Consider the following 26,031-nt stretch of genomic DNA (forward strand, 5'->3'; position numbering starts at 1 on the left):
GGCCGGGCCGTACCCGGCACGCGAGGCCGGACGGCGCAGGAGCGACCCCATGTCATTTGCCTTGCAGCCCGCGCGTGCCGCGGGCGCTTCCCATCCTGTCTCAGCCGAAGAGCAGCGCGTGCGCGTCGACCTGGCCGCGGCCTATCGCCTGGCCGCGCGCGAGGGCTGGGATGACCTGATCTATACGCATATCTCGGCCACGGTGCCGGGCGAGCCGGATCACTTCCTGATCAACCCCTTTGGCTTCGCCTTCGACGAGATCCGCGCCGGCGACCTGGTCAAGATCAACGGCCGCGGCGAAGTCGTCGGCGACACCGTGCATCCGGTCAACGTGACCGGCTTTGCGCTGCACGCCGCAGTGCATGCCGCGCGCGCCGACGCGATGTGCGTGATGCACCTGCATAACACCGCCGGCATCGCGGTGTCGGCGCAGGCGGCGGGGCTGCTGCCGCTGTCGCAGCATGCCATGCGTTTCCATGGCCGCATCGCCTACCACGACTACGAGGGCCTGGCCTTCACCCCGGCCGAGGGCGCGCGGCTGACCGCATCGCTGGGCCCGCATCCGGCCATGCTGTTGCGCAACCACGGCACGCTGACGGTGGGCCGCACCGTGGCCGAAGCCTATGTGCTGATGGCGACGCTGATCAAGGCCTGCGAAATCCAGATTGCGGCGCAGGCGGGCGGCGCGCTGGTGCAGCCCGACGCCGCCGTGGCGGACAAGACCTCCGCGCAGCTCCATGACGATGGCGCGGTCGAGGGCGTGCTGGAATGGCCCGCGCTGCTGCGCAAACTGGATAGAATCGATCCTTCCTACCGGGACTGAAGGGGAGAGATTCCCCGGTCCGGGCCACAACAATCACCAAGCACAGGAGTCATGTATGCCGACTTTCCACGTCGAAATGTTTGAAGGCCGCACCATCGAGCAGAAGCGCAAGTTTGTCGAGGCAGTGACCCGCGTCAGCTGCGAAACGCTGGGCTGCTCGCCGTCGGCGGTCGACATCATCATCACCGACATCAAGCGCGAGAACTGGTCCACCGGCGGCGAGCTGTGGGCCGACAAGAAGTAAGGCGCCAGGCCGCTCCACACTGAACACCATGCAGCACTTCGCCTCCGACAACTACGCCGGCTTCTGCCCGGAATCGCTCAAGTATTTCCTGGAAGCCAACGGCAGCGGCCATGAGCAGGCCTATGGCGACGACAGCTGGACGCAGAAAGTCTGCGACCGGATCCGCGACCTGTTCCAGACCGATTGCGAAGTGTTCTTCGTGTTCAACGGCACCGCGGCCAACTCGCTGGCGCTGTCGGCGCTGTGCCAGTCGTACCACTCGGTGATCTGCCACGAGCTGGCGCATATCGAGACCGACGAATGCGGCGGGCCGGAATTCTTCTCCAACGGCTCCAAGCTGCTGACCGCGCCGGGCGAGCACGGCAAGCTCACTCCCGATGCGGTCGAGGCGCTGGTCACGCGCCGCGCCGACATCCATTACCCCAAGCCCAAGGTGGTGTCGCTGACGCAGTCGACCGAAGTCGGTACCGTCTACAGCGTCGAAGAGGTGCGCGCCATCGCCGCCATCGCCAAGCGCCGGCAGCTGCGCGTGCACATGGACGGCGCGCGCTTTGCCAACGCGGTGGCGTCGCTGGGCGTGCATCCTTCCGAAATCACCTGGCGCGCCGGCGTCGACGTGCTGTGCTTCGGCGGCACCAAGAACGGGCTGCCGGTGGGCGAGGCAGTGGTGTTCTTCGACCGCCGCCTGGCCGAGGACTTTGCCTACCGCGTCAAGCAGGCCGGGCAACTGGCGTCGAAGATGCGCTTTATCTCGGCGCCGTGGCTGGGCCTGCTCGAGAACGACGTGTGGCTTGCCAACGCGCGCCATGCGAATGCGATGGCGCAACTGCTGCAGCAGCGCATCCGCGAGATCCCGGGCGTGCGCATCATGTTCCCGACCCAATCCAATGCGGTCTTCGCCGAGCTGCCGCTGCCGGCGATCGAGGCGCTGCGCGCCAAGGGCTGGCGCTTCTACACCTTTATCGGCGCGGGCGGCTGCCGTTTCATGTGCGCCTGGGACTTGCAGCCGCAGACCGTGGAGGCGCTGGTCGCCGACATGCGCGCTGCATGTGGCGCATAGCGGGCCAGATCCCGCCATACTCATACTGATAACGACGAGACTTCAGGAGCCCCCCATGTCATACCGATTCTGCCCGCAGTGCGGCGCGCCGCTCGAGGTGCTGCCGCTGTCCGGGCGCGAACGCCACGCCTGCGTGCAGCAGGACTGCGGCTTCGTGCACTGGAACAATCCGCTGCCGGTGCTGGCGGCGGTGGTGGAGTACCAGGACAAGCTGCTGCTGGCGCGCAACGCCGCGTGGCCGGAGAAGATGTTTGCGCTGGTGACCGGCTTCCTGGAGCGCGACGAGCCGCCCGAGCTGGGCGTGGCGCGCGAACTGAAGGAAGAGACCAACCTCGATACCGAGTCGGTCGCGCTGATCGGTGTCTACGAGTTCATGCGCAAGAACGAGCTGATCATTGCCTATCACGTCAAGGCGACGGGTACCGTCGAATTGTCCGACGAACTGGCCGAGTACAAGCTGGTGGCGCCCGAGGACGTGCGCGTGTGGTCGGCCGGAACCGGCTTCGCGGTGGCCGACTGGCTTGCCGCCAGGGGCTACCCGGTGCGCTTCTTCGACCGCCAGAGCGGCGCCGACATTCCGGACCCGCGCCGCCCCCACGACTTCAGCCAGGTCGGGGCTTCGCTACAATACCGCTGGTAAGGCCGGTTTTTCAGCCGGCCTCCAGCCCCCAAGCATCAGAGGAAGAGACGAATGGAGTTCCAGAAAGAAGTGGACGCGCGCGGCCTGAACTGCCCGCTGCCGATCCTGCGCACCAAGAAGGCCCTGGCCGACATGGCCAGCGGCGACGTGCTCAAGGTGCTGGCCACCGATCCCGGTGCCACGCGCGATTTCCAGGCCTTTGCCAAGCAGACCGGCAACGAGCTGCTGTCGCACTCGGAAGTGGACAAGGTGTTCGTGTTCTACATGCGCCGGCGGTGATGGCTTGCGCGCGCACACGCCGGGGTGCGCCAACAAGGAAAAAGCCGCTCGAAAGCGGCTTTTTCTTCGTGTCCGCGACGGCGAGCTCAGCGGCCCAGGCCGTTCAGGTGTTCGCGCGATTCCAGGTAGGCGCTGAATTCGGTGCCCACTTCGGGGTGCTTCAGCGCGAACTCGACGGTGGCCTTGAGGTAGCCGAGCTTGCTGCCGCAGTCATAGCGGCGGCCCTGGTAGCGGTACGCCAGCACCTGCTCCTGTCCCAGCAGCGACTGGATCGCGTCGGTCAGCTGCAGTTCGCCGCCGGCGCCGGGCCTGAGTTCGCGCAGGTGGTCGAAGATGCGCGGCGTCAGGATGTAGCGCCCGACCACGCCGAGGTTGGACGGCGCGTCTTCCGGCGCCGGCTTCTCGACGATGCCCGAGACCTTGATCACGTCCTCGTCCCATTCGCGGCCATCGATCACGCCGTAGGAGCGGCTCTGCTCGGGCGTGATTTCCTCGACGCCCAGCACCGAGCAGTTGTAGTGGTTGAAGGCATCCACCATCTGCTTCATCACCGGCGGGTTGCCGTCGATCAGGTCATCGGCCAGCATCACCGCGAACGGGGTGTCGCCCACCAGCTTGGCCGCGCACAGCACCGCGTGGCCCAGGCCCAGCGCCTCGGGCTGGCGCACGTAGTAGCACTCGACGTTGGCCGGCTTGATCGAGCGCACCACGTCCAGCAGCGCCTGCTTGTTCTTGGCTTCGAGCTCCACTTCCAGTTCGAAGGCCTTGTCGAAATGGTCCTCGATCGCGCGCTTGGAGCGGCCAGTCACAAAGATCATCTCGGTAATGCCGGCGGCCATGGCTTCTTCCACGGCGTACTGGATCAGCGGCTTGTCCACCACCGGAAGCATTTCCTTGGGGCTGGCCTTGGTGGCTGGCAGGAAGCGGGTGCCCAGGCCCGCAACCGGGAACACAGCCTTGGTGACGCGATTTTCCATATCAGGTGTACCTCTCAGATTCCAGTCCATAACCCTGCCAGCCAGCGTGGGCGCCGTCTGTCCGGTTCTGTCCGACGATGCCGCACAGAACCCCCGGCTGGCAGGGGCGTGATGCAGGCCGCCCGGCTGACCCCTCGGGTCAGGCCGGCAGCCGCTGCAGCTGGCCCTGCAGCTTGGCCAGCGTCTGCTCGAAATCGGACAGGCGCTGCGTCTCTTGCGCCACCACCGCGGGCGGTGCCTTGGCGACAAAGCTCTCGTTCGAGAGCTTGGCGCGGCACTTGCCGATTTCGCCACCGATGCGTTCGACTTCCTTCGACAGGCGCGCGCGCTCGGCGGCGACATCGATCTCGATCTTCAGCAGCAGGTGGTTGCCCCCGGCAATGGCGACCGGCGCACCGGCACCTTCGGCCTGCAGGGCAGCTTCATCTTCGAAGACGCGCACCTCGGAAAGTTTCGCCAGTGCCTGGATATGCGCACTCGCCGCCTTCAGGAAGGCGCTGTCGCCCTCCGCATAGAGCGGGATGCGCTGGGCCGGCGAGATGTTCATTTCGCCACGCAGGTTCCGGCAGGCGTCGATCACTTCCTTCAGGCGCGCGACCCACTGCTCGGCATTCTCGTCGATCTTGGCCACCGCGGGCAGCGGATATGGCTGGGTTGCGATCGTTTCCGCACCATCGCCCTTGGCGCGGCCGGCCAGCGGCGCCACCTTCTGCCACAGTTCCTCGGTGATGAACGGGATCACCGGATGCGCCAGGCGCAGCACGGTCTCGAGTACGCGCAGCAGGGTGCGGCGGGTGGCGCGCTGCTGGGCCTCCGTGCCGTTCTGGATCTGCACCTTGGCCAGTTCCAGGTACCAGTCGCAGTACTCGTCCCAGACGAACTTGTAGATGGCGTTGGCGATATTGTCGAAGCGGTATTCGGCAAAGCCCTTTTCGACCTCGGCCTCCACACGCTGCAGCAGCGACACGATCCAGCGGTCCGCCTGCGAGAAATCGAGGTAGCCGTCCGGGCCGCAGTCCTGGTTGCACGGGCCCATGCCGCAGTCATGGCCCTCGGTGTTCATCAGCACGAAGCGGGTGGCGTTCCACAGCTTGTTGCAGAAGTTGCGGTAGCCCTCGCAGCGGCCGGTATCGAAGTTGATGTTGCGGCCGAGCGTGGCCAGCGACGCAAAGGTGAAGCGCAGCGCGTCGGCGCCGAACGCCGGAATGCCCTCGGGGAATTCCTTCTTCGTCTTCTTCTCGATCTTGGGCGCGTCCTTGGGCCGGCGCAGGCCGGTGGTGCGCTTCTTCAGCAGCGTGTCGAGGTCGATGCCGTCGATCAGGTCGACCGGGTCGAGCGTGTTGCCCTCGGACTTGCTCATCTTCTTGCCTTCCGAATCGCGCACCAGGCCGTGCACGTAGACGGTGTGGAAGGGCACCTTGCCGGTGAAGTGCTTGGTCATCATGACCATGCGCGCCACCCAGAAGAAGATGATGTCGTAGCCGGTCACCAGCACCGACGACGGCAGGAAGTGCTTCAGCTCCGGCGTTTCCGCGGGCCAGCCCAGCGAGGAGAACGGCACCAGCGCCGACGAGAACCAGGTGTCGAGCACGTCTTCCTCGCGGCGCAGCGTGCCGGTGCTGCCGGCGGCCTTTGCCTTGGCAAGCGCTTCCTCTTCGGTGCGGCCGACGAAGCAGTTGCCGGCATCGTCGTACCACGCCGGGATCTGGTGGCCCCACCACAGCTGGCGCGAGATGCACCAGTCCTGGATATTGCCCAGCCACTGGTTGTAGGTGCTGATCCAGTTTTCCGGCACCAGCTTGATCTCGCCGCTCTGCACCGCCTCGAGCGCGACTTCGGCGATCGAGCGGCCGGGGTAGAAAGTGCCTTCCGGCGCCGGCTTGCTCATGGCGACGAACCACTGGTCGGTCAGCATCGGCTCGATCGCGCTGCCGGTGCGCTCGCTGCGCGGGGTCATCAGCCTGTGCTTCTTGACGTCTTCCAGCAGGCCCTGCTTGTCGAGGTCGTCGACGATGGCCTTGCGCGCGTCGAAGCGGTCCAGGCCCGCGTAGGCGGCGGGGGCGTCGGCAACGATCTTCGCGTCCAGCGTCAGGATCGACAGCTGCGGCAGGTTGTGGCGCAGGCCCACCGCATAGTCGTTGAAGTCGTGGCCCGGCGTGACCTTGACCACGCCGGTGCCGAACTCGCGGTCGACGTATTCGTCGGCGATCACCGGGATCTGGCGGCCGGTCAGCGGCAGGTGCACCGACTTGCCGATCAGGTGCGCGTAGCGCTCGTCTTCCGGATGCACCATCACGGCGACGTCGCCGAGCATGGTTTCGGGACGGGTGGTGGCCACGGTCAGGTGGCTCAGGCCGCCGCGGGCGTCAGCCTCGACCAGCGGATAGCGGATATGCCACAGCGAGCCTTCTTCCTCGACGCTGTCGACTTCCAGGTCCGACACCGCGGTGCCCAGCACCGGGTCCCAGTTGACCAGGCGCTTGCCGCGGTAGATCAGGCCCTGCTCGTACAGCCGCACGAAGACTTCGGTGACCGCCGTCGACATCTCCGGCGACATCGTGAAGTACTCGCGGCTCCAGTCGATCGACGCGCCCATGCGCCGCACCTGGCGGGTGATGGTCGAGCCCGACTCTTCCTTCCAGGCCCACACCTTCTCGGTGAACTTCTCGCGGCCGAGGTCATGGCGCGACACGCCCTGGCCCTCGAGCTGGCGCTCCACCACGATCTGGGTGGCGATGCCGGCGTGGTCGGTGCCCGGCACCCACAGCGTATTGGCGCCCAGCATGCGCGCATGGCGTGCCAGGCCATCCATGATGGTCTGGTTGAACGCGTGGCCCATGTGCAGCGTGCCGGTCACATTGGGCGGCGGCAGCTGGATCGCGAAGTCCGGGCGGGCGGGGTCGAAGGTGGGCTTGGCGATGCCGCGCTTCTCCCACTCGGGGCCCCATTTCGCCTCGATGGCGGCGGGTTCGAAGCTCTTGGCAAGCGATTGGTCTTGGGCGGTCATGCTGGGATGTCGAGGTTGGCGTCTGGGTGCGTGGCAGGTGCGTTGCCCTGCGCCTGGCGGTCGCTGGCGGCCTGCGGGGGCCGGCCTGGCGCCAGTGAAACCACAAATTATACGGGGGCGGGCCGCCGGTGCCTATTTCGGTGCCCGGAGGCGGCCGGCCCGCAGACCGTGCGCGCGCCATCGTCGGCGGGCCGGATGTGATTTATGGAACAGGGCCCGCCGGTATAATTGCTGGCGATTCCACTAGGCCTTTCCGATGTCCGCCCTGCTCGCCAACTTGAACGCCGAACAACTAGCCGCCGTCACCCTGCCCGACGAACCGGCGCTGATCCTGGCGGGCGCGGGCAGCGGCAAGACCCGCGTGCTGACCACGCGCATCGCGTGGCTGCTGCAGAACGGCCGGGTCTCGCCGGCGGGCATCCTGGCGGTGACCTTCACCAACAAGGCCTCGAAGGAAATGCAGACGCGGCTGCAGTCGATGCTGCCGATCAACACCCGCGGCATGTGGATCGGCACCTTCCACGGCCTGTGCAACCGCATGCTGCGCGCGCATTTCCGCGACGCGGGCCTGCCCCAGACCTTTGCCATCCTCGACAGCCAGGACCAGCTCTCGGCGCTCAAGCGGCTGCTCAAGTCGCTCAACGTCGACGACGAGAAGTACCCGGCCAAGAACCTGCAGTATTTCATCAACAATGCCAAGGAGCAGGGCCTGCGCCCGGCCGACGTCGAGGCCAACGACGACTTCAACAAGCGCTTCGTCGACCTCTACGCCGCCTATGACCAGCAGTGCCAGCGCGAGGGCGTGGTCGACTTCGCCGAGCTGCTGCTGCGCTGCTACGAGCTGCTGCGCTACAACGACGCCATCCGCCAGCACTACCAGCACCGCTTCCGCCATGTGCTGGTCGACGAGTTCCAGGACACCAACGTGCTGCAGTACCAGTGGCTCAAGCTGCTGGCCGGCCACGGCACGCAGAACCCGGCGGCGGTCTTTGCCGTGGGCGACGACGACCAGAGCATCTACGCCTTCCGCGGTGCCAATGTCGGCAACATGCGCGACTTCGAGCACGAGTTCCGCGTGCGCCGGATGATCAAGCTGGAGCAGAACTACCGCTCGCACGGGCACATCCTGGATTCGGCCAACCATCTGATCTCGCACAACGCGCGCCGCCTCGGCAAGAACCTGCGCACCGACGCCGGCCACGGCGAGCCGGTGCGCGTGTTCCAGGGCGGCTCCGACGGGCAGGAAGCCGCCTGGATCATCGAGGAGATCCGCGACCAGATTGCGCAGGGCGCCAGCCGTGCCGAGATCGCCATCCTGTACCGCAGCAACGCGCAGTCGCGCGTGATCGAGCACGCGCTGTTCTCGGCCGGCATTCCGTACCGCGTGTATGGCGGCCTGCGCTTTTTCGAGCGCGCCGAAATCAAGCACGCGCTGGCCTACATGCAGCTGCTGGAGAACCCGCGCAACGACGCCGCCTTCGGCCGCGTGGTCAACTTCCCGGCACGCGGCATCGGCGCGCGCTCGCTCGAAGTGCTGCAGGACATGGCGCGCCAGTACGACTGCGCGCTGGCCGAGGCGGTGGCCTACGTGCCCGGCGCGGCCGGCAGCAAGCTGGCCGCGTTCGCGCGGCTGATCGACAGGATGCGCGAAGAAACGCGCCGCATGACGCTGGCCGAGACCGTCGAATACGTGATCAACCACAGCGGCCTGATCACGCATTACCAGGGCGAGAAAGAGGGCCAGGACCGCATCGAGAACTTGCAGGAACTGGTGACCGCGGCGCAGGCCTTCGTGGTCGAGGAGGGCTACGGCCTGGAAGCGCTGGCCGCGGTGATCCCGGCCGACCGCGGCCCCGCCACGCCGGTGCTGGCCGACGGGGACCAGTCACAGCAGCTGCTCGACCCAGAGGCGTTGCCGGTGGTGATGACGCCGCTGGTCGCGTTCCTGACCCACGCCTCGCTCGAGGCCGGCGACAACCAGGCCCAGGCCGGCCAGGACGCGGTGCAGATGATGACCGTGCACGCGGCCAAGGGGCTGGAGTTCGACGTGGTCTTTATCAGCGGGCTGGAGGAAGGGCTGTTCCCGCACGAGAACAGCATGATGGACCCCGACGGCCTGGAGGAAGAGCGCCGGCTGATGTACGTGGCGATCACGCGCGCGCGCAAGCGGCTCTACATGTCGTTCGCGCAAAGCCGCATGCTGCACGGCCAGACCCGCTACCACGTACGCTCGCGCTTCTTCGAGGAATTGCCCGAGACCTCGCTCAAATGGCTGACCCCGCCGGCGCAGAGCTACGGCGGCGTGCGCCGCCAGGAGCGCGACAATGCCTGGGGCCGCGACTGGTTCCGCAAGCCCGAGGACGTACCCTATACCGGCACCAAACCGACCGGCGGCATGGACAACGGCAACGGCTATGCCGATGCCAAGCGCGAGGCCGGCACCGGCTTCCGCGTCGGCCAGTCGGTGTTCCACAACAAGTTCGGCGAAGGCGTGATCACCGCGCTGGAAGGCGAGGGCGCCGATGCGCGCGCCAATATCAACTTCAAGCGGCATGGCGCCAAGTGGCTGGCGCTGGCGGTGGCGAAGCTGGACACGATCGATTGAACCAGGTCCGGCTGCGCCGGCCGCCGTGCCGCCAGGCAAGGCTCAGGGCAAGGCGTGGCGGACCTCGCCGGCTTTCTGGTCCGGGCTTTCGACCGTCAGCAGCGGATTGATGAACAGCGAGGCCAGTGCGCCGACGCCGAGCAACGCGCCCGAGATCATGAACGGCAGGTCATAGCTGCCGGTCCGCTCGATCAGGTAGCCGAACACCACCGGCGACACCATGCCGGCCACGCCGAAGCCGGTGTTCATCATGCCGCCGGCGGTGCCGGCGTACTTGCCGGCGATGTCCAGCGGCAGGCTCCACAGCACCGCATTGGTCAGCTCCAGGAAGAAGAACGATAGCGACAACAGGATCACCGCGTTGATGGCATCGGCCGTGAAGGTCATCGGCGCGATGAACAGCAGCGAGCCGGCCAGCCCGACGAACAGGATCGCGCCGCGCGCCAGGCGCAGGTTGCCGGTGCGCCGGTAGATGCGGTCCGACAGCACCCCGCCGAGCGTATCGCCGACCACGCCGGCCATCAGCGGCAGCGCGGTGAACAGCGCCAGTTGCTTCAGGTCGAAGCCGCGCGCTTCCTTCAGGTAGGACGGCAACCAGGTCAGATAGACCCACAGCGACCAGCCGTAGCAGAAGTCGACGAAGGTCACCAGCCACATGCGCCGGAACAGGCGCCGCCACGGCGTGGCCGACCTGGCGGCCTGCTGGCGCTCGCCGCGCCGGTAGCCGATCTCCTGCAGCTCCTGTGCGGTCACGCGCCGGTGCTGGTCGGGAGAATCCTTGAAATAGAGGGCATAGAGCACGGTCCACCCCAGGCTGACCGCACCCAGCACGACGAAGGCTTCGCGCCAGCCGGCGGTTGCGACAATGGCCAGCACGATCGGCGGCGTGATCGCGCCGCCGAGCCGCGCAAAGCTGTGCGTGATGCCCTGCGCGAAGCCGCGCTCCGCCACCGGCATCCAGTAAGTGAAGGCGCGCGTCGCGGTCGGGAATGCGCCGCCTTCGCCGATCCCCAGCGCAAAGCGCAGCACCACCAGCATCAGCACGCTGCCGGCGAAACCGGTGAGCACGGTGGCCACGCCCCAGATCAGCGACAGCACGATCAGCACTTTCTTGGGCCCGAACTTGTCGGCCATCCAGCCGCCGAGGATCTGCATGGCGGCATAGGGATAGGCGAAGGCCGAGAACACCAGCCCCAGCTGAGACGACGTCAGCCCCATTTCCTCGCGGATCAGCGGAGCGGCGACCGAGATGTTGACGCGGTCGATATAGGCGATGAAATACATCAGGCACATGACGCCCAGGATCATGTGCCGGGTCTTGATGCGTTGCTTCATACCACCTCCTATGCGCGACGAGTGCGCGTGGCGTTGACCGGGCGGCGGCCGGCGCATGGTCCGTAGCCATGCGCATGCGGCGCGCCGGGGCGCGGCGCCGGCCGCGCTGCCCCGTCCTTGAGCAATCTGTCTGTGGTGTTGCGGGTGTCTCCTGGTCTTGCGGATGGGGGTCGGGCAGGCTCCTTGGCGAGGGTTGGTGGATGGCCGGGAAGGGAGGCTCAGGCGTGGTCGAGCAGCTTGAGCCGCTGCACCTTGCCGGACGGGCCGCGCGGCAGCTCGGCGATAAAGCGGAACTCTCTTGGCGTCTTGTAGCGGCCCAGTTCGCGCAGGCAATGGGCGCGCAGTGCAGCGTCATCGCAGCGCGCCGCCTCGCGCATGACCACGTAGGCAACGATGTCCTGCCCGTAGGCCGGGTCGGGCACGCCGACCGCGGCGGCTTCCAGCACGGCGGGATGGCGCAGCAGCGCCTCGTCGATCTCGCGCGGTGCAATGTTTTCGCCGCCCTTGATGATCAATTCCTTGGCGCGCCCGGTAATGTAGAAGTAGCCGTCGGCGTCGCGGTAGCCGAGATCGCCGGTGCGCAGCCAGCCGTCGCGGGTAAAGGCTTCACGCGTGAGGTCGGGCGCCTTGTAGTAGCCCGCCATCACGTTCTCGCCCTGCAGCACGATCTCGCCGATCTCGCCGTCGGACATCGGCCTGCCGTCGCGCCCGAGCACGCGGGCGCGCGTGCCCGAAGGCAGGCCGATGCTGCCGATGCGCCGCCGGGCCGGGTCGAGCGGATTGCTGAACGCCGGTGCGGCGGTCTCGGTCATGCCCATGGTCTCGATCACGCCGATGCCGAAGCGTGCTTCGAAGGCGCGGTGATGTTCGGGCGGCAGCGCAGCCGATGCCGAGCGGCAGAAGCGCACACCTGCCGGCGCCTGGCCGTGCGGGTCGTTCAGCAGGTAGGCGATGATGGTCGGTACCACATTCAGCCAGGTGCAGCCGTGGCGCGCGCTGTCCTGCCAGAATGAACTTGCCGAAAAGCGCATCGGCATCACCACCGAGCCGCCGTGCACCAGCGGCGCGATGGCGGTCACGACCAGGCCATTGATGTGGTACAGCGGCAGCGTTGCCAGCACCCGGTCCGCTGGTCCGAGACCGTGCTCGCGACTGACGTTGGCGCCGTTGGCGATCAGGTTGCGCTGCGTCAACAGCACGCCCTTGGGGGTGCCCGTGGTGCCGGACGTGTACATGAGCAGCGCGGTCGCACCCGCCTGCGGCGGTGGCAGCGGCGGCGCGACGCCGCGCGCCGCGGGCAGCGCCGGCAGGCTGCCGGCGTCGGGCGCGGTGACGATCACCGGCAGGTCCAGGCCGGCCTCGCGCAGCGCCGCGCGGATGGCGGCTTCGCCGCCAGGCCAGGTGAAGACCAGCCGCGTATCCGAATGCGCGAGGATGTAGCGCAGCTGCGCGGGCTGGCACAGCAGGTTGATCGGGTTGACCACCAGCCCGCACGCCATGGTGCCCAGCAGCAGCCGCGCGGTCTGCTCTCCATTGGGCAGGTACACCGACACGGTTTGCCCGGTCTCCAGTCCGGCTGCCGCATAGCGGCAGGCCAGCGTCGCGACGTCGGCCGCCAGCGTACCGAAGGTCAGCGCATTGCCGCTGTCCGGCGACACCAGGTAGGGTTGGTCGGGCCACTGCGCGGCGCGCACGGCCACCAGCGCGGCGAGGGTGTCGAACATTTCGGCTTCCGTGCGCGCGTTCATTTTCCGACCCTCCCGAAGTAATCGCCCAGCAGCTCCGCTTCATCGGGCACGTGCTCGGCGATGGGCAGGGCAATGCGGGTAAGGTTCAGGTATTGCCGCCAGCCGAGGTTGTCCGAGAAGTTGTTGCCGCCCCAGGTGCCGCAACCCATGGAAAGCGAGAACGGCAGGCCGTTGTCGAAATTGCCACCGGTGGCGAAGCAGTGCGCCTGGTTCACGATTACGCGCGCCACCGGCAGTTCCAGCCCGAGTTGCAGCGCATGGCGCGGATCGGACGAGTGCAGGCCTACCGAATGCCCGGCGCCCATGTAGTCGTACAGGCGCGCCACGCGCGCGACCGCCGCGGCGAAGTCGGCTTCGCGGTAGAGCGTCAGCACGGGCGAGAGCTTTTCACCGGAGAACGGGTAGTCGCCGCCGACGCCCGTTTCCTCCACCAGCAGCATGGCGGGGCGTAGCGCGCGCACGCGTTCCAGCCCGGCGAGTTCGGCGATGCGCGTCGCGCTCTGTCCCGTGAACGTGCCGGCGAGCTTGCCGTTGCGCCACATCAGTGCCTGCAGCCGCGCCTTCTCCGCAGCCGTAAGCAACACGCCGCCAACCCGGGCCAGGGCGTCGAGCATGGCTGCGTAGACCGCATCCAGCACCACCAGGCTGTTCTCCGACGAGCAACTGGTGGCGTTGTCGAAGGTCTTGGAGCGCGCCACCTTTGCCGCCGCGTCATCCAGCGCGGCGCTGGTGTCGATGATCGAGGCGACGTTGCCGGCGCCGACGCCGAAGGCCGGCGTGCCGCAGGTATAGGCCATGCGCACGTTGGCTTGCGAACCGGTCGCGACCACCAGGTCGGCCTGCTGCATCAGTGCCGCGGTGGCGGCTTTCGAGACCGGTGCGGGCAGCATCTGCACCAGGTCCGTCGGCAGTCCGGCGCGGGCGAACTCGGCGTGGATGAACGACAGCAGCAGCGCGCACGTGTCGTGGCCTTTCGGCGATGGCGCGACGATCACGCTGTTGCCGCACTTGAGGGCGTTGATGATCTGGTTGGCGGGCGTCGCCGCGGGATTGGTCGACGGCGTAATCGCCGCGACCACGCCCACCGGCCGGGCGATCTCGGTAATGCCTGAGGCCGCATCCTGCGCGATCACGCCCACCGTCTTGCAGCCGTGCAGGTCGCGCAGCAGGCCCAGGGTCTTGCGGTGGTTCTTGCGAATCTTGTCGTCGACATTGCCCAGGCCGGTATCGGCGACGGCACGCTCGGCCAGTTCCCGGTTGCGCGCAGGCTCCATGATCGCCCACGCGGCCGCGGCGGCCGCCGTGTCGACAGTCGCCTGGCCGGCACGTGCGAACGCGCCCTGCGCCTGCCGCGCGCGCGCCACGATCGTAGCGACCTGGTCTTCCTGCACGGGGACATCGGTGGAATGGGACTGCTGGCGCTGCAGTATCTGCACACTCATGGATCGGCTCCGGGGTTTGGTTCAGGCGGGTCCGTTGCGGCGGCCCCGGATCGAATCTAGTGAACCCGGGAGGGCATGCCGTCCCAATTTGTGCGCATTCTCGGGCACGGTTGCGGGCTGCAACCGGTAATGCAGTTTTCGGGACGCAAAGGCGTCCCGGAATCCGCTAAATTGCATCCATGAGCAATCACTCCAACGCCGCCGCGGTGCGCGCCTTCCGCATCCTGGAGATCCTGTCCGCAGCCGACGGGCCCATGCCGTTGTCGGCCATCGTGCAGCAGATCGGGCTGCCCAAGCAGACCGTGCACCGCATCCTCAAGCAGCTGGAGAGCACCTGGCTGGTGTCGCGCACGGTGGGCAGTGCTGGCTATGAGTGTTCGTCACGCGTGCGCCAGCTAGCGGTCAATGTGCTGATGCAGGCGGGGCCGGCCGCGGCGCGCCATGCGATCCTGCAGCAACTGGTCGACAAGGTTGGCGAAACCTGCAACCTGACCATGCTGTCGGGGGATGACGTGGTCTATCTGGATCGGGTGGAAACCCAATGGCCGCTGCGCATGCACCTGCAGCCGGGCTCGCGCGTGCCGCTGCATTGCACCGCCAGCGGCAAGCTGCTGCTGGCATTCCTGCCATGCGCGCAGCGCGAGCGTCTGGTCGCGAACCTGCCGCTGCGCGCGCATTCGGCGAACACCATTACCGACGCCATGGCGCTGCATGCGGAGCTGGCCCAGACGCGGCAGCGGCGCCTGGGCATCAACAACCAGGAAAACCTTGAGGGGATGATTGCGGTGGCGGTGCCGGTGATGCGCAATCGCAGCCGTGCGTGCGCTGCGATCGCGGTACAGGCACCGCTGGCGCGGATGACGATGGACCGACTGATGGGATTCGTGCCCGACCTGCGCCTGGCGGCGGAGGCGATGGTGAAGACGTTCGGGGAGTAGTTTGGGCTTCGGTCATTTGCTCCGCTCTCCCGTTTGCGGGAGAGCGGAGCATCGGGTAGCGAAACGCCTGTAATCAGGCGCCCGGCGCAGCCGGCGCCGCCGGCTCGACCCCCGGCGGGGTCACGTTGAAGCAGCCGCGGTACGTCGCATAGAACGAGCAATACAGGATCGCCAGCATCAGCAGCGAATACGGCGTGACCAGGAACGACAGCACCGTCTCGGCGCCGAAGACGCTGAACACCGCCTCCAGGAAGAACGGGATCGCCACCAGCAGCATTGCGAACAGCACCGCGTAGGTGAAGAACGCGCCGCGGTTGCGCCAGCATGCGGTCCAGCTGAAGAACAGCGCCTTGACCGGCGGCACGCCGTGCCACGCCGCCAGCAGCGGCGCGAACCAGAACATCATTGCGATCGGCGTGTACAGCAGCGCGCCGATCAGCATGGCGTAGTACAGCTGGCGCACCGCCTCGGCGGTCGGCGCTTCTTCCTTCAGCACGATCGGCACCAGCGCGCTCATGTCGACCACCGCGCCAGCGATCAGCCCGAGTATGAACACCAGCCCGGCGTAGATGCCGCCCAGCACCAGCAGGTTGCGCGTGGCTTCCTTGCCGTTGGCGCGGAAGCCCGCCAGCAGCACGGTGGGCAGCACCCGCTTGTTCTGGATCACGTCGCGGCACGCGGTCATCACGCCGACCGACAGGCCGGGCGTGACCACCAGCAGCGCGATGATGCCGATCAGCGGCACCACGATGGCCAGCTGCGCGGCGATCAGGTAGACGAACAGCAGCATCAGGAAGGTCAGCGGGTTCTTGCGGAACAGCCAGATGCCCTGGCGGAACCAGGTGTAGCCTTCCTTGGCAGGGACTTCCAGTAGTTGCATACGGGTCAGATCCAGGGGAGCGGGGCGCTCTCGGGGTTCGCGGGTTGTGCGTCCAGGCGCCGGCGCAGGATGCGTTCGAAATGGGTCGGATCGTGCGGCTGGAGCATGTCGGCCTCGCGCGGCAGGTAGAAGTCCCACAGTCGCGACACCCAGAAGCGCAGCGCGCCCGCGCGCAGCATGTCCTGCCAGTGCGCGGCCTCGGTCTCGGTCAGCGGCCTGACCGAATGATAAGCCCGCAGCAGGGCCTGCGCGCGCGCGGGGTCTAGTTCGCCGGTGGCCAGGTCGATGCACCAGTCGTTGACGGTGACCGCCAGGTCGAACAGCCACTTGTCGTTGCCGGCGAAGTAGAAATCGAAGAAGCCGCCCAGCCGGTGGCGGCCGCTGGCGTCTTCCTCGAACAGCGCGTTGTCGCGGAACAGGTCGCAGTGGCACGGGCCTTCGCCCAGGCTGGCGTACGCCGCGCTGGCGAAGAACGCCGCCTGGTGGGCGATTTCCCGCTGCAGCAGCGTGCGCTGGCCGGCATCGAGGAAGGGCAAAATCTCGCGCTCGGTCTGCTGCCACCACGGCAGGCTGCGCAGGTTGGGCTGGCGGCGCGGGTAGTCGGCGCCGGCCAGGTGCATGCGCGCCAGCATGTCGCCGACCTCGGCGCAGTGCTGCGCGTCGGGCGCCAGTTGCGACGCGCCGGGCAGGCGCGTGACGATGGTGGCGGGCTTGCCCTTGAGCGGGCGCAGGATCTCGCCGTCGCGCGCCGGGATCGGCGCGGGCACGCGGATGCCGCGCTCGGCCAGATGCGCCATCAGGTGCAGGTAATAGGGCAGCTGCGCGAATGACAGCCGCTCGAAGATGGTCAGCACGTACTGGCGCGTCTGGCCCTCGTGCTCCATGGTGAGGAAGAAATTGCTGTTCTCGATGCCCGAGGCGATGCCGCGCAGGTCGCGCACTTCGCCAAGGTCGAAATCCAGCAGCCAGCGTGCGATCTCGTCCTGCGAGACCGTGGTGAATACGGCCATACTCGTTGTGTGATGCGAATCGGAAAGTGGCGGGCGCCGGTTCCGGACAAAGTCCGGCCCGCCGCCGCGGCATGACTGCCGGAGGGCCGGCGCGGCCTGGCGTTCAGGCCAGGCCGTGGGCAAGCGGGTTCAGAACTTCAGGTTGACCGAAGGCACGCGGTTGACGTCGTGCTCGCGGATCTTGGGCGAGCTGTCTTCCGGCTTGCTCATCTCGTACCTGGTGCCGAAGCCCGACCGGACCTGGATGTCGGTGGCGCGTCCCTTGTCGCGGTACTCGCGCACCTGGGTGCCATCGCGTTCGTTCAGCTGGAAGCTCGGCTCGCGCGGCTGGTTCAGCTGCGACCTGGCGGCCGGGGCGATCGGCTGGTTGTTGATCTGGTTCAGTTCCTGCTGGGTCAGCGCATTGCTTTCCTGCGCCACGGCCCAGCCGGACGCCAGCGCCAGTGCCGCGGCCACTGCCGCGGCCCGGCCGGACACGGGCCGCCTGGCAGGCGATTCAGGCTCGCCGGCCGCGGCGGCTGCGCGCGTGGACCGGACCGGGCGGACGGGACAAGGGGAGGTCATCAGGTGCTCCTGTGCGGGCTGCGGCGCAAGCGGCACGCAGCGCCGCGGCATGCGGCGGTTGGACTGCAACCCGGCGGCGCCGGGCTTGGCAGACGGACAGGTTCCATTCTAGCAATTCCTGTCCCGCAGAGGCCGCCGCCGTGCCCCGCGGGGCACCTGCGCCACGGCGCCGGGTGGCGCATGCGTGGCCGCGGCGCTCCGGCGAGCCCGCGTCCGCGGAGAACCCGGCCTTACAGGTAGAACATTTCTTCCTTCGGCGGGATCGGCTTGTCGCCGCCGCGCTGCTCGTAATAGTCGTAGACCGCTTCCAGCACTTCGTGCGGCTCGTCGACGATCTTCATCAGGTCCAGGTCGTGCTCGGCGATCAGGCCCATCGGCAGCAGCGTGAAGCGGAACCAGTCCAGCAGGCCCTTCCAGAAGCGGCTGCCGAACATGATCACCGGCACCGAGCGCGACTTGCCGGTCTGCACCAGCGTCAGCACCTCGGCCAGTTCGTCGAGCGTGCCGAAGCCGCCCGGCATCACGATAAAGGCGTCCGAGTTCTTGACGAAGGTGACCTTGCGGGTGAAGAAGTGGCGGAAGCGCATGGCAATGTCCTGGTACGGATTGCCCTGCTGCTCGTGCGGCAGTTCGATGTTCAGGCCGACGCTGGCGGACTTGCCGGCGTGCGCGCCCTTGTTGGCCGCTTCCATGATGCCGGGGCCGCCGCCGGAGATCACGGCAAAGCCCGCGTCGGAGAACAGCCGCGCGATCTCGATGGTGCGCTGGTAGTAGGGGGAGTCCTCGCGCAGGCGCGCGCTGCCGTAGATCGACACCGCCGGGCGGATCTCGGACAGGTACTCGGTGGCCTCGATGAACTCTGCCATAATCGTGAACATTTGCCACGAGGCGCGCGCCTTCTTTGCGGTCGCGCGGTCTTCGTCGGCCAGCGCACGCAGGCTGGGGATCATCTTGCGCGGATTGGCGCGCGCCGCCGCCGCCGCAGCCTTTTCCGCAGCAACTTCTGGTGGATTGCCCGCGGCGGCCGCATCGGCCGCAGCGGCAATGGCCGCGGCGTGCTCGGCGGCAGCCTCCGGCGGGGGTTGTACGGTATCGCCGGAGATATCAGCAACATCCGGGTCAGCAAGGGGGGCGGTCGAGGCACCGCCTGCAGCGGCACCAGTCAATTTTGAGTCCATGGGAATGTCGGATAGTCCAAAAACACTCTTGCTCGTCGATGGATCGAGCTATCTGTATCGCGCTTATCACGCTTTGCCGGACCTGAGGAATGGGGAGGGTCTGCCCACAGGGGCAATCTACGGCATGATCAACATGCTGCGCAAGTTGCGCAACGACTACCCGGCAGAGTATACCGCTTGCGTGTTCGACGCGAAGGGCAAGACCTTCCGCGACGACCTGTACCCGGCCTACAAGGAGCACCGCCCGTCGATGCCGGAAGACCTGGCGCGCCAGATCGAGCCGATCCACGAGGCCGTGCGCGCGCTGGGCTGGCCGATCGTGGTGGTCGACGGCGTCGAGGCCGACGACGTGATCGGCACATTGTCGCGCCAGGCCATGGAGCAGGGCGTGCGCACGGTGGTGTCCACCGGCGACAAGGACCTGGCGCAACTGGTCAACGAGCAGGTCACGCTGGTCAATACCATGAGCGGCGAGGTGCTCGATCCTCCCGGCGTGGTGGCCAAGTTCGGCGTGCCGCCGGAGCGCATCATCGACTATCTGTCGCTCATTGGCGATGCCGTCGACAACGTGCCGGGCGTGCCCAAGGTCGGCCCCAAGACCGCGGTCAAATGGCTGGCCGAGCATGGCTCGCTCGACGGCGTGATCGCGGCCGCGCCCGGCATCAAGGGCGTGGTGGGCGAGAGCCTGCGCAACACGCTGGAATGGCTGCCGATGGCGCGCCGCCTGGTGACGGTCAAGACCGACTGCGACCTGAGCAAGTCGGTTGCGGATTTCCACGCGCTGCGCGAGACCGGCGAGGACAAGGAACAGCTGGTGGCGTTCTTCCAGCGCTATGGCTTCAAGACCTGGCTGCGCGAGGCCACCGGCGAAAGCCTGCCCGATGCGCGCGCCCAGGCCCGCGCCCGCGCCGCGGCCAGCGCGCCCGTGCAGGGCGGCCTGTTCGATGCGCCGGCACCATCGGCGGACGCCGGCGCGGCGCCGGCCGAGGACGCGGCGCCCACCGAGATCCGCTACGAGACCGTCACCACCCCGGGCATGCTGGAAGACTGGCTGCGGCGCATCGAGTCGGCGCCGCTGGTGGCGATCGATACCGAGACCACCTCGCTCGATCCGATGCAGGCGCAGCTGGTCGGCATCTCGCTGTCGGCCTCGCCGGGCGAGGCCTGCTATATCCCGGTGGCGCACCGCGGCCCTGACGTGGCCGGCCTGCCCGAGCACGGCCAGCTTGCGCGCGAGTTCGTGCTGGAGCGCATGCGCGCCTGGCTTGAAGATGCCGGCCGGCCCAAGCTCGGCCAGAACCTGAAGTACGACGTCCATGTGTTCGCCAACCACGGCATCAGGCTGCGCGGCATTGCACACGACACCATGCTGCAGAGCTACGTGCTGGCGTCGCACCGCAACCACGGCATGGACAGCCTGGCCGAGCGCCTGCTGAGCCTGAAGGCCATCACCTACGAAGAGGTGTGCGGCAAGGGCGCGAGCCAGATCGGCTTCGACCAGATCGACCTGGCCCGCGCCACCGAATACGCGGCGGAGGACGCCGACGTGACCCTGCGCCTGCATCGCAGGATGTTCCCGCAGGTCGAGGCCGCGGCGGGGCTGCGCCGGGTCTATGAAGAGATCGAGATGCCGGTCTCGGTGGTGCTGCAGAAGGTCGAGCGCAACGGCGTGCTGATCGACGCCGAACGCCTGGCCGCGCAGAGCGCCGAGCTGGGCCAGCGCATGCTGGCGCTGGAGCAGTCGGCCTACGAGGTCGCGGGCCAGCCGTTCAACCTGGGTTCGCCCAAGCAGATCGGCGAGATCCTGTTCAACCAGATGAAGCTGCCGGTGGTGAAGAAGACCGCCAGCGGCGCGCCGTCGACCGACGAAGAGGTGCTGCAGAAGCTGGCCGAGGACTACCCGCTGCCCAAGCTGCTGCTGGACTACCGCGGCCTGTCCAAGCTCAAGTCCACCTACACCGACAAGCTGCCGAAGATGGTCAACCCGCGGACCGGGCGCGTGCACACCAGCTACGGCCAGGCCACCGCGGTGACCGGGCGGCTGGCGTCGACCGAGCCCAACCTGCAGAACATCCCGGTGCGCACCGAGGAAGGCCGCCGCATCCGCGAGGCCTTTATCGCCGAGCCGGGCAGCGTGATCGTGTCGGCCGACTATTCGCAGATCGAGCTGCGCATCATGGCCCATATCTCGGGCGACGAGAACCTGCTGCGCGCCTTTGCCAACGGCGAGGACATCCACCGCGCCACCGCCGCCGAGATCTTCGGCGTCGAGCGCGACGCCGTCAGCAGCGAGCAGCGCCGCTACGCCAAGGTGATCAACTTCGGCCTGATCTACGGCATGAGCGCGTTCGGGCTGGCCAGCAACCTGGGCATCGAGCGCGAGGCCGCCAAGCACTATATCGACCGCTACTTCATGCGCTACCCGGGCGTGGCCCACTATATGGAAGAGACGCGCCAGACCGCGCGCGAGCAGGGTTATGTCGAGACCGTGTTCGGCCGGCGGCTGTGGCTGCCCGATATCAACGGCGGCAGCGGCCCGCGCCGCCAGGCCGCCGAGCGTGCAGCCATCAATGCGCCGATGCAGGGCACCGCGGCCGACCTGATCAAGCTGGCGATGATCGCGGTGCAGGACTGGCTGGAGCGCGACGGCCTGCAGACGCGCCAGATCATGCAGGTGCACGATGAACTGGTGCTGGAAGTGCCCGAGCACGAGCTGGAACTGGTCAAGGCGCGCCTGCCTGAGCTGATGTGCACGGTGGCCGAGCTGCGCGTGCCGCTGGTGGCCGAAGTCGGCAGCGGCGCCAACTGGGAAGAAGCACACTGAGGCTGCCCCGGGCCTCCCTGGCGAGCCGGCGTCCCGGCCGGCGCGCCGCCCCTGCGTGGTGGTATCGAATGAAGCGACTGCTGAGTCAGCGTGCGGCGCTTGCCAGTCATGCTGCAATGCAGCAGACTGTGGCAAACGCCTCAGTAACCGCCTCAGTAAGCGCCTCAGGCAAAAAATTTACAAAAACGCAGCAGGTAGACCATGACAGAAACAAGGACGCACCGCATCGTCGTCGTTGGCGGCGGAGCAGGGGGGCTGGAACTGGTAACCAGGCTGGGCGACAAGCTCGGCCGCAAGGGCGCGGCGCAGGTGGTGCTGGTGGACCGTCTGCCCACCCATATCTGGAAACCGCTGCTGCATGAAGTCGCCGCCGGCAGCATGGATCCCAACACCCACCAGCTGGAATACGCGGCGCAGGCGCGCTGGCATCATTTCGAGTTCCAGCAGGGCGAACTGACCGGCATCGACCGCATCCGCAAGACCATCTCGGTGTCGGCCTGCGTTGACCAGGACGGCGCCGAACTGCTGCCCGCGCGCGAACTGCCGTATGACACGCTGGTGCTGGCGATCGGCTGCGTCACGCATTTCTTCGGCGTGCCGGGCGCCGCCGAGCATGCCATTGCGCTGGACACCGTGGCCCAGGCCGAGCGCTTCCGCAAGCGGCTGATCGCGGCCTGCGTGCGGGCCCAGAACGGACGCGGCCGGATTGGCGATGACGGCCAGCCGCGCGTGGACGTGGCCATCATCGGCGCCGGCGCCACCGGCGTCGAGCTGTCGGCGGAGCTGCGCAACACCGCGCATGTGCTCAGCGCCTATGGCCTGCACCGGCTCGATCCGCGCCGCGACGTGCGCATCCACGTGATCGAGGCCGGCCCGCGCATCCTGCCGGCGCTGTCCGAGCGGGTCTCGGCCGAGACCGCCAAGCTGCTCCGGAAGCTGGATGTCGACGTCTTTACCAGCGAGCGCGTGACCGAAGTCACGCCGCAGGCCGTGCTGACCGCCAGCGGCAAGACCATCGATGCCGACCTGACGGTGTGGGCCGCCGGCATCACCGCGCCCGCGGTGCTGGCCAGCCTGGGCCTGCCGGTCAGCCGCCAGGGCCAGCTCGTGGTCGGTCCGACGCTGCAGAGCGAGGGCGACCCCGACATCTTCGCCTTCGGCGATTGCGCCAGCTGCCCGTGGCCCGAGAAGCAGACCTCGGTGCCGCCGCGCGCGCAGGCCGCGCACCAGCAGGCCACCTTCCTCTACCAGGCGCTGTGCGCGCGGCTGGCGGGGCGGCCGCTGCCGCAGTTTGCCTTCAAGGACTTCGGCTCGCTGGTGTCGCTGGGGCATTTCAGCGCGGTGGGGAGCCTGATGGGCGGGCTGATCGGCGGCTCGATGTTTATCGAGGGGCTGATGGCGCGCTTCATGTACACCTCGCTGTACCGGATGCACGTGATGGCGCTGCACGGCGCGGTCGGGATGGCGCTGGACACCGTCTCGCACTGGCTGCGCAGCAAGACCAGTCCGCGCGTCAAGCTGCACTGACACATGCCCCGGGCCCCCCGCTTGTGGGTGGGGGCGCCGGCGGGCCTGCGCCGCCATGTTTTCTCCATGTCTGCTTAAAATCGGGCGCGGGCGCCGCGTGGCGGCCCAGCCACCAACGATCCTGGAGACAAGCATGCTCAAACCAGAAGTGGACAGCCTGGTCCCCGGCCAGACCTTCGATCGCCGCGGTTTCGTCAAGACCGCGCTGGGTTCCGCCTTTGCGGCCGCGGCCTTGCCGGTGATGGCCCAGCAGGCGATCAAGACCGACTTTGCCGGGCTGAACGCGGGCGAGGTCACCATCCCGTCGGGCGGCTTCAGCATGCCGGCCTACCGTGCCCAGCCGGAAGGCAAGAAAAACCTGCCGGTGGTACTGGTGATCAGTGAGATCTTCGGCGTGCACGAGCATATCGCCGACGTGTGCCGGCGCTTTGCCAAGCAGGGCTACCTGGCGATCGCGCCCGAGCTGTTTGCGCGCCAGGGCGATCCGCAGAGCTTCGGCACGATCCAGGAGCTGCAGCGCCAGGTGATCGCCAAGGTGCCCGACGCGCAGGTGATGGGCGACCTCGATGCCGCCGTGACCTGGGCCGGCGCCAACGGCGGCGACGTCTCGCGCCTGGCCATCACCGGATTCTGCTGGGGCGGCCGCATAACCTGGCTTTACGCCGCGCACAGCCAGCGCCTGAAGGCCGGCGTGGCCTGGTACGGCCAGCTGGCGCCCGAGCCGACACCGATCAAGCCAAAGAATCCCATCGACCTGGTCGGCCAGCTCCATGCGCCGGTGCTCGGCTTGTACGGCGGCAAGGACACCGGCATCCCGCTCGAGCAGGTGGACCGGATGAAGGCCGCGCTGGCGTCGTCGTCCGACCCGGACGCCAAGCGCTCGCGCTTTATCGTCTATCCCGAGTCCGGCCACGCCTTCCATGCGGACTACCGGCCCAGCTACCGCGAGGCCGATGCCAGGGACGGCTGGCAGAAGTGCCTGGACTGGTTCAGGCAGTACGGCGTCGCCTGACCTGGCAAGCGGCTCCCGCCCGTGGGGCCGGCCGACGGCAAGGATTGCAAAGTCCCGGCGGATACGTACAATGCGGCCTTTGAGTTATTGCAACATTGTTGCGTTTGCCGCCCGGCGCGATGCGGGCGGAACGGCGGGGCCGCCCGGCACCGCCACCCCGGGAGCCCATCATCCATTCGACGCTTTTGTATATCCTGCTCGCCGCCACGATCTCGGGCGTGGGCAGCATCTTCGGTGCGGCGCTGCTGTCGCTGACGGTGGCGTCCCGCGTGGTCGAGCGCATGGTGAGCTTCTCGGTGGGCGTGCTGCTGGCCACTGCGCTGCTGCATTCGCTGCCCGAGGCGTTCGAGTCCGGCGCCGATCCGCGCGCGCTGTTCGGCACCTTGCTGGCCGGGCTGCTGGGATTCTTCCTGCTGGAAAAGCTCTCGCTGCTGCGCCATTCGCACCATCACGAGGGCGACGGGCACCACCACCACCACGGCCATGACCGCGAGGAAGCGGGCCGCAGCGGCCTGACCATCCTGGTCGGCGACACCTTCCACAACTTTGCCGACGGCATCGTGATCGCGGCGGCCTTCCTGGCCGACCCGCATATCGGCGTGGTCACCGCGCTGGCGATCGCGGCGCACGAGATCCCGCAGGAGGTGGGCGACTTTATCGTGCTGCTCAACGCCGGCTTCTCCAAGGCGCGCGCCTTTGCCTTCAACCTGCTGTCGAGCCTGGCGGCGATCGCCGGCGGGGTGGTCGGGTACTTCCTGCTCGACCAGTTGAGCGGGTGGATCCCCTACGTGCTGGTGATCGCGGCCAGCAGCTTTATCTATATCGCCGTCAGCGACCTGATGCCGCAGATGCAGCGCAAGCCGCGCTGGCGCGAATCGGCGATCCAGGTGGTGCTGGTGGCGGCGGGGATCACGGCCATCGTGTTCATCACCAACGGCGTGCACGAGAGCCACAGCCACAGCCACGGCGCTCACGGCCACGACGGCCACAGCCACGCCGCGCCCGTCGCGTCGTCACGCTAGCCGGATCAGGCCGCCCCGGTGGCCCCGGTGGCCCCGGTAGCAACCGGGCGCGCCGGGTCGGCGCACCATTCGCTCCACGACCCCGGATACAGCGCCGCGCCGCCCAGGCCGGCGGCTTCCAGCGCCAGCAGGTTGTGGCAGGCCGTCACACCCGAGCCGCACTGCATCACCGCCTGCGCGGCGGCGTGCGTGCCCAGCACCGCGCCGAATTCCGCGCGCAGGGTCGCGGCCGGCTTGAAGCGGCCTTCCGCATCCAGGTTGTCCTTGAAGAAGCGGTTGACCGCGCCCGGGATATGGCCGCCGACCGGGTCCAGCGTCTCGTTCTCGCCCCGGAAGCGGTCGGGCGCGCGCGCATCGACCACCAGCAGCCGGCCCTGGCCGAGATTGTCGACCAGTACGTCCGCATCGACGGTCGGCACCAGCGACTTGCCGCGGCGGATCGTGCCCGGCACCTCGGGCTCTGCCGCGGCGTCGTGCTCCAGCGGCAGGCCGGCCTTGACCCAGGCGTCCTTGCCGCCGTCGAGCACGGCCACGGCATCGTGGCCGATCCAGCGCAGCAGCCACCACAGCCGCGCGGCGAACATGCCGCCCTGGGCGTCGTAGGCGACCACCGGGGTGTCGTCGTCGATGCCGAGTGCCTGCAGGCGCGCGACCAGGTCGTCGGCGTCCGGCAGCGGATGGCGGCCGTTGCGGCCGGTCTTGGGACCGGACAGCTCGTTGTCCAGGTGCAGGTAGAAGGCGCCGGGCAGGTGGCCGGTGCGGTAGGCTTCGCGGCCGGCGGCGGGGTCGGCCAGGTCGAAGCTGCAGTCGATCACGACGCAGCGGCCGGGGCCGGCCAGCAGAGACTGCAGTGCGGTGACGGAAATCAGCGGTTTCTGCATGGGAATCCTGTAGCGAGCGGAGAAAGAAATCCGGA

Annotated in this window: 21 protein-coding genes; 11 read left to right on the forward strand and 10 right to left on the reverse strand. The window is 67.9% G+C overall.

The genetic code is table 11. From position 1 onward, the window contains the following. Positions 1-49 precede the first annotated feature (49 nt). Genes MKD38_RS08330 through MKD38_RS08350 form a run of 5 tightly spaced genes read left to right on the forward strand, consistent with a single transcriptional unit; the run spans position 50 to position 3,046 of the window. Positions 50-823: a class II aldolase/adducin family protein gene (locus MKD38_RS08330; RefSeq protein WP_252675745.1), complete on the forward strand. Its 774-nt coding sequence runs from the start codon at positions 50-52 to the stop codon at positions 821-823. Between the two features lie 55 nt (positions 824-878). Then, positions 879-1,067, forward strand: coding sequence for a 4-oxalocrotonate tautomerase (locus MKD38_RS08335; protein WP_252675747.1), 189 nt, complete (start codon positions 879-881; stop codon positions 1,065-1,067). 28 nt (positions 1,068-1,095) lie between these two features. Then, positions 1,096-2,127 carry a threonine aldolase family protein gene (locus tag MKD38_RS08340; RefSeq protein WP_252675749.1) on the forward strand — a complete coding sequence of 344 codons (1,032 nt, stop codon included), beginning with the start codon at positions 1,096-1,098 and terminating at the stop codon, positions 2,125-2,127. A gap of 55 nt (positions 2,128-2,182) precedes the next feature. Beyond that, positions 2,183-2,767 carry an NUDIX domain-containing protein gene (locus MKD38_RS08345; protein WP_252675750.1) on the forward strand — a complete coding sequence of 195 codons (585 nt, stop codon included), beginning with the start codon at positions 2,183-2,185 and terminating at the stop codon, positions 2,765-2,767. A gap of 51 nt (positions 2,768-2,818) precedes the next feature. Next, positions 2,819-3,046, forward strand: a complete 228-nt coding sequence (locus MKD38_RS08350) for a sulfurtransferase TusA family protein (protein ID WP_010813669.1) — start codon at positions 2,819-2,821, stop codon at positions 3,044-3,046. Positions 3,047-3,132: 86 nt separating this feature from the next. On the opposite strand, the gene galU is transcribed toward MKD38_RS08350, so the two are convergent. Both galU and MKD38_RS08360 read right to left on the reverse strand, forming a co-directional pair. Beyond that, the gene (gene galU, locus MKD38_RS08355; protein WP_252675752.1) at positions 3,133-4,023 is read right to left on the reverse strand and encodes a UTP--glucose-1-phosphate uridylyltransferase GalU; all 891 of its coding nucleotides are present in this window, start codon (positions 4,021-4,023) and stop codon (positions 3,133-3,135) included. Between the two features lie 139 nt (positions 4,024-4,162). Further along, entirely contained in the window at positions 4,163-7,030 is a 2,868-nt protein-coding gene (locus tag MKD38_RS08360) for a valine--tRNA ligase (protein WP_252675761.1), read from the reverse strand. A gap of 256 nt (positions 7,031-7,286) precedes the next feature. Between MKD38_RS08360 and MKD38_RS08365 the strand changes: the two genes are divergently transcribed. After that, positions 7,287-9,635 carry a UvrD-helicase domain-containing protein gene (locus MKD38_RS08365; protein ID WP_252675764.1) on the forward strand — a complete coding sequence of 783 codons (2,349 nt, stop codon included), beginning with the start codon at positions 7,287-7,289 and terminating at the stop codon, positions 9,633-9,635. A gap of 42 nt (positions 9,636-9,677) precedes the next feature. On the opposite strand, the gene MKD38_RS08370 is transcribed toward MKD38_RS08365, so the two are convergent. The 3 genes from MKD38_RS08370 to sauS form a co-directional block, all read right to left on the reverse strand. After that, on the reverse strand, positions 9,678-10,970 hold the full coding sequence (locus MKD38_RS08370; protein ID WP_252675766.1) for an MFS transporter: 1,293 nt from the start codon (positions 10,968-10,970) through the stop codon (positions 9,678-9,680). 218 nt (positions 10,971-11,188) lie between these two features. Continuing rightward, complete coding sequence (locus tag MKD38_RS08375; protein WP_252675768.1) at positions 11,189-12,718, reverse strand: acyl--CoA ligase; 1,530 nt, start codon at positions 12,716-12,718, stop codon at positions 11,189-11,191. Continuing rightward, complete coding sequence (gene sauS, locus MKD38_RS08380) at positions 12,715-14,160, reverse strand: acylating sulfoacetaldehyde dehydrogenase (RefSeq protein ID WP_252675770.1); 1,446 nt, start codon at positions 14,158-14,160, stop codon at positions 12,715-12,717. Before sauS ends, MKD38_RS08375 begins: the two co-directional genes overlap by 4 nt. 179 nt (positions 14,161-14,339) lie before the next feature. Between sauS and MKD38_RS08385 the strand changes: the two genes are divergently transcribed. After that, on the forward strand, positions 14,340-15,098 hold the full coding sequence (locus tag MKD38_RS08385; protein ID WP_252675772.1) for an IclR family transcriptional regulator: 759 nt from the start codon (positions 14,340-14,342) through the stop codon (positions 15,096-15,098). A 73-nt stretch (positions 15,099-15,171) separates the two neighbouring features. Here MKD38_RS08385 and MKD38_RS08390 read toward each other — a convergent pair whose 3' ends face one another. From MKD38_RS08390 to MKD38_RS08405, 4 genes are all read right to left on the reverse strand, one after another. After that, a complete protein-coding gene (locus MKD38_RS08390) occupies positions 15,172-15,978 on the reverse strand; it encodes a BPSS1780 family membrane protein (RefSeq protein ID WP_252675774.1) in 807 nt (268 codons plus the stop codon). Positions 15,979-15,983: 5 nt separating this feature from the next. Then, entirely contained in the window at positions 15,984-16,988 is a 1,005-nt protein-coding gene (locus MKD38_RS08395) for a homoserine kinase (RefSeq protein WP_252675776.1), read from the reverse strand. A gap of 129 nt (positions 16,989-17,117) precedes the next feature. Beyond that, positions 17,118-17,552, reverse strand: coding sequence for a hypothetical protein (locus MKD38_RS08400; protein ID WP_252675778.1), 435 nt, complete (start codon positions 17,550-17,552; stop codon positions 17,118-17,120). Between the two features lie 230 nt (positions 17,553-17,782). Next, positions 17,783-18,730: an LOG family protein gene (locus tag MKD38_RS08405; protein WP_252675780.1), complete on the reverse strand. Its 948-nt coding sequence runs from the start codon at positions 18,728-18,730 to the stop codon at positions 17,783-17,785. Positions 18,731-18,734: 4 nt separating this feature from the next. Here MKD38_RS08405 and polA point away from each other — a divergent pair, with 4 nt between their 5' ends. The 4 genes from polA (at position 18,735) to MKD38_RS08425 (ending at position 25,115) form a co-directional block, all read left to right on the forward strand. Then, positions 18,735-21,554: a DNA polymerase I gene (gene polA, locus MKD38_RS08410; RefSeq protein ID WP_252675782.1), complete on the forward strand. Its 2,820-nt coding sequence runs from the start codon at positions 18,735-18,737 to the stop codon at positions 21,552-21,554. 201 nt (positions 21,555-21,755) lie between these two features. Then, entirely contained in the window at positions 21,756-23,081 is a 1,326-nt protein-coding gene (locus MKD38_RS08415) for an NAD(P)/FAD-dependent oxidoreductase (protein ID WP_252675784.1), read from the forward strand. 133 nt (positions 23,082-23,214) lie between these two features. Beyond that, positions 23,215-24,093, forward strand: a complete 879-nt coding sequence (locus tag MKD38_RS08420; protein ID WP_252675786.1) for a dienelactone hydrolase family protein — start codon at positions 23,215-23,217, stop codon at positions 24,091-24,093. Positions 24,094-24,212: 119 nt separating this feature from the next. Next, positions 24,213-25,115: a ZIP family metal transporter gene (locus MKD38_RS08425; protein WP_252675962.1), complete on the forward strand. Its 903-nt coding sequence runs from the start codon at positions 24,213-24,215 to the stop codon at positions 25,113-25,115. A 5-nt stretch (positions 25,116-25,120) separates the two neighbouring features. Here MKD38_RS08425 and MKD38_RS08430 read toward each other — a convergent pair whose 3' ends face one another. After that, complete coding sequence (locus MKD38_RS08430; protein WP_252675787.1) at positions 25,121-25,996, reverse strand: sulfurtransferase; 876 nt, start codon at positions 25,994-25,996, stop codon at positions 25,121-25,123. Positions 25,997-26,031: the final 35 nt, after the last annotated feature.

Source organism: Cupriavidus sp. WGlv3 (assembly GCF_023952475.1).
Taxonomy (GTDB): Bacteria; Pseudomonadota; Gammaproteobacteria; order Burkholderiales; family Burkholderiaceae; genus Cupriavidus; species Cupriavidus phytorum.

Coding starts and splice junctions, on each gene's coding strand:
- MKD38_RS08330 (WP_252675745.1), top strand. CDS start 50: ATGTCATTTGCCTTGCAGCCCGCGCGTGCCGCGGGCGCTTCCCATCCT.
- MKD38_RS08335 (WP_252675747.1), top strand. CDS start 879: ATGCCGACTTTCCACGTCGAAATGTTTGAAGGCCGCACCATCGAGCAG.
- MKD38_RS08340 (WP_252675749.1), top strand. CDS start 1,096: ATGCAGCACTTCGCCTCCGACAACTACGCCGGCTTCTGCCCGGAATCG.
- MKD38_RS08345 (WP_252675750.1), top strand. CDS start 2,183: ATGTCATACCGATTCTGCCCGCAGTGCGGCGCGCCGCTCGAGGTGCTG.
- MKD38_RS08350 (WP_010813669.1), top strand. CDS start 2,819: ATGGAGTTCCAGAAAGAAGTGGACGCGCGCGGCCTGAACTGCCCGCTG.
- galU (WP_252675752.1), bottom strand. CDS start 4,023: ATGGAAAATCGCGTCACCAAGGCTGTGTTCCCGGTTGCGGGCCTGGGC.
- MKD38_RS08360 (WP_252675761.1), bottom strand. CDS start 7,030: ATGACCGCCCAAGACCAATCGCTTGCCAAGAGCTTCGAACCCGCCGCC.
- MKD38_RS08365 (WP_252675764.1), top strand. CDS start 7,287: ATGTCCGCCCTGCTCGCCAACTTGAACGCCGAACAACTAGCCGCCGTC.
- MKD38_RS08370 (WP_252675766.1), bottom strand. CDS start 10,970: ATGAAGCAACGCATCAAGACCCGGCACATGATCCTGGGCGTCATGTGC.
- MKD38_RS08375 (WP_252675768.1), bottom strand. CDS start 12,718: ATGAACGCGCGCACGGAAGCCGAAATGTTCGACACCCTCGCCGCGCTG.
- sauS (WP_252675770.1), bottom strand. CDS start 14,160: ATGAGTGTGCAGATACTGCAGCGCCAGCAGTCCCATTCCACCGATGTC.
- MKD38_RS08385 (WP_252675772.1), top strand. CDS start 14,340: ATGAGCAATCACTCCAACGCCGCCGCGGTGCGCGCCTTCCGCATCCTG.
- MKD38_RS08390 (WP_252675774.1), bottom strand. CDS start 15,978: ATGCAACTACTGGAAGTCCCTGCCAAGGAAGGCTACACCTGGTTCCGC.
- MKD38_RS08395 (WP_252675776.1), bottom strand. CDS start 16,988: ATGGCCGTATTCACCACGGTCTCGCAGGACGAGATCGCACGCTGGCTG.
- MKD38_RS08400 (WP_252675778.1), bottom strand. CDS start 17,552: ATGACCTCCCCTTGTCCCGTCCGCCCGGTCCGGTCCACGCGCGCAGCC.
- MKD38_RS08405 (WP_252675780.1), bottom strand. CDS start 18,730: ATGGACTCAAAATTGACTGGTGCCGCTGCAGGCGGTGCCTCGACCGCC.
- polA (WP_252675782.1), top strand. CDS start 18,735: ATGTCGGATAGTCCAAAAACACTCTTGCTCGTCGATGGATCGAGCTAT.
- MKD38_RS08415 (WP_252675784.1), top strand. CDS start 21,756: ATGACAGAAACAAGGACGCACCGCATCGTCGTCGTTGGCGGCGGAGCA.
- MKD38_RS08420 (WP_252675786.1), top strand. CDS start 23,215: ATGCTCAAACCAGAAGTGGACAGCCTGGTCCCCGGCCAGACCTTCGAT.
- MKD38_RS08425 (WP_252675962.1), top strand. CDS start 24,213: ATGCGGGCGGAACGGCGGGGCCGCCCGGCACCGCCACCCCGGGAGCCC.
- MKD38_RS08430 (WP_252675787.1), bottom strand. CDS start 25,996: ATGCAGAAACCGCTGATTTCCGTCACCGCACTGCAGTCTCTGCTGGCC.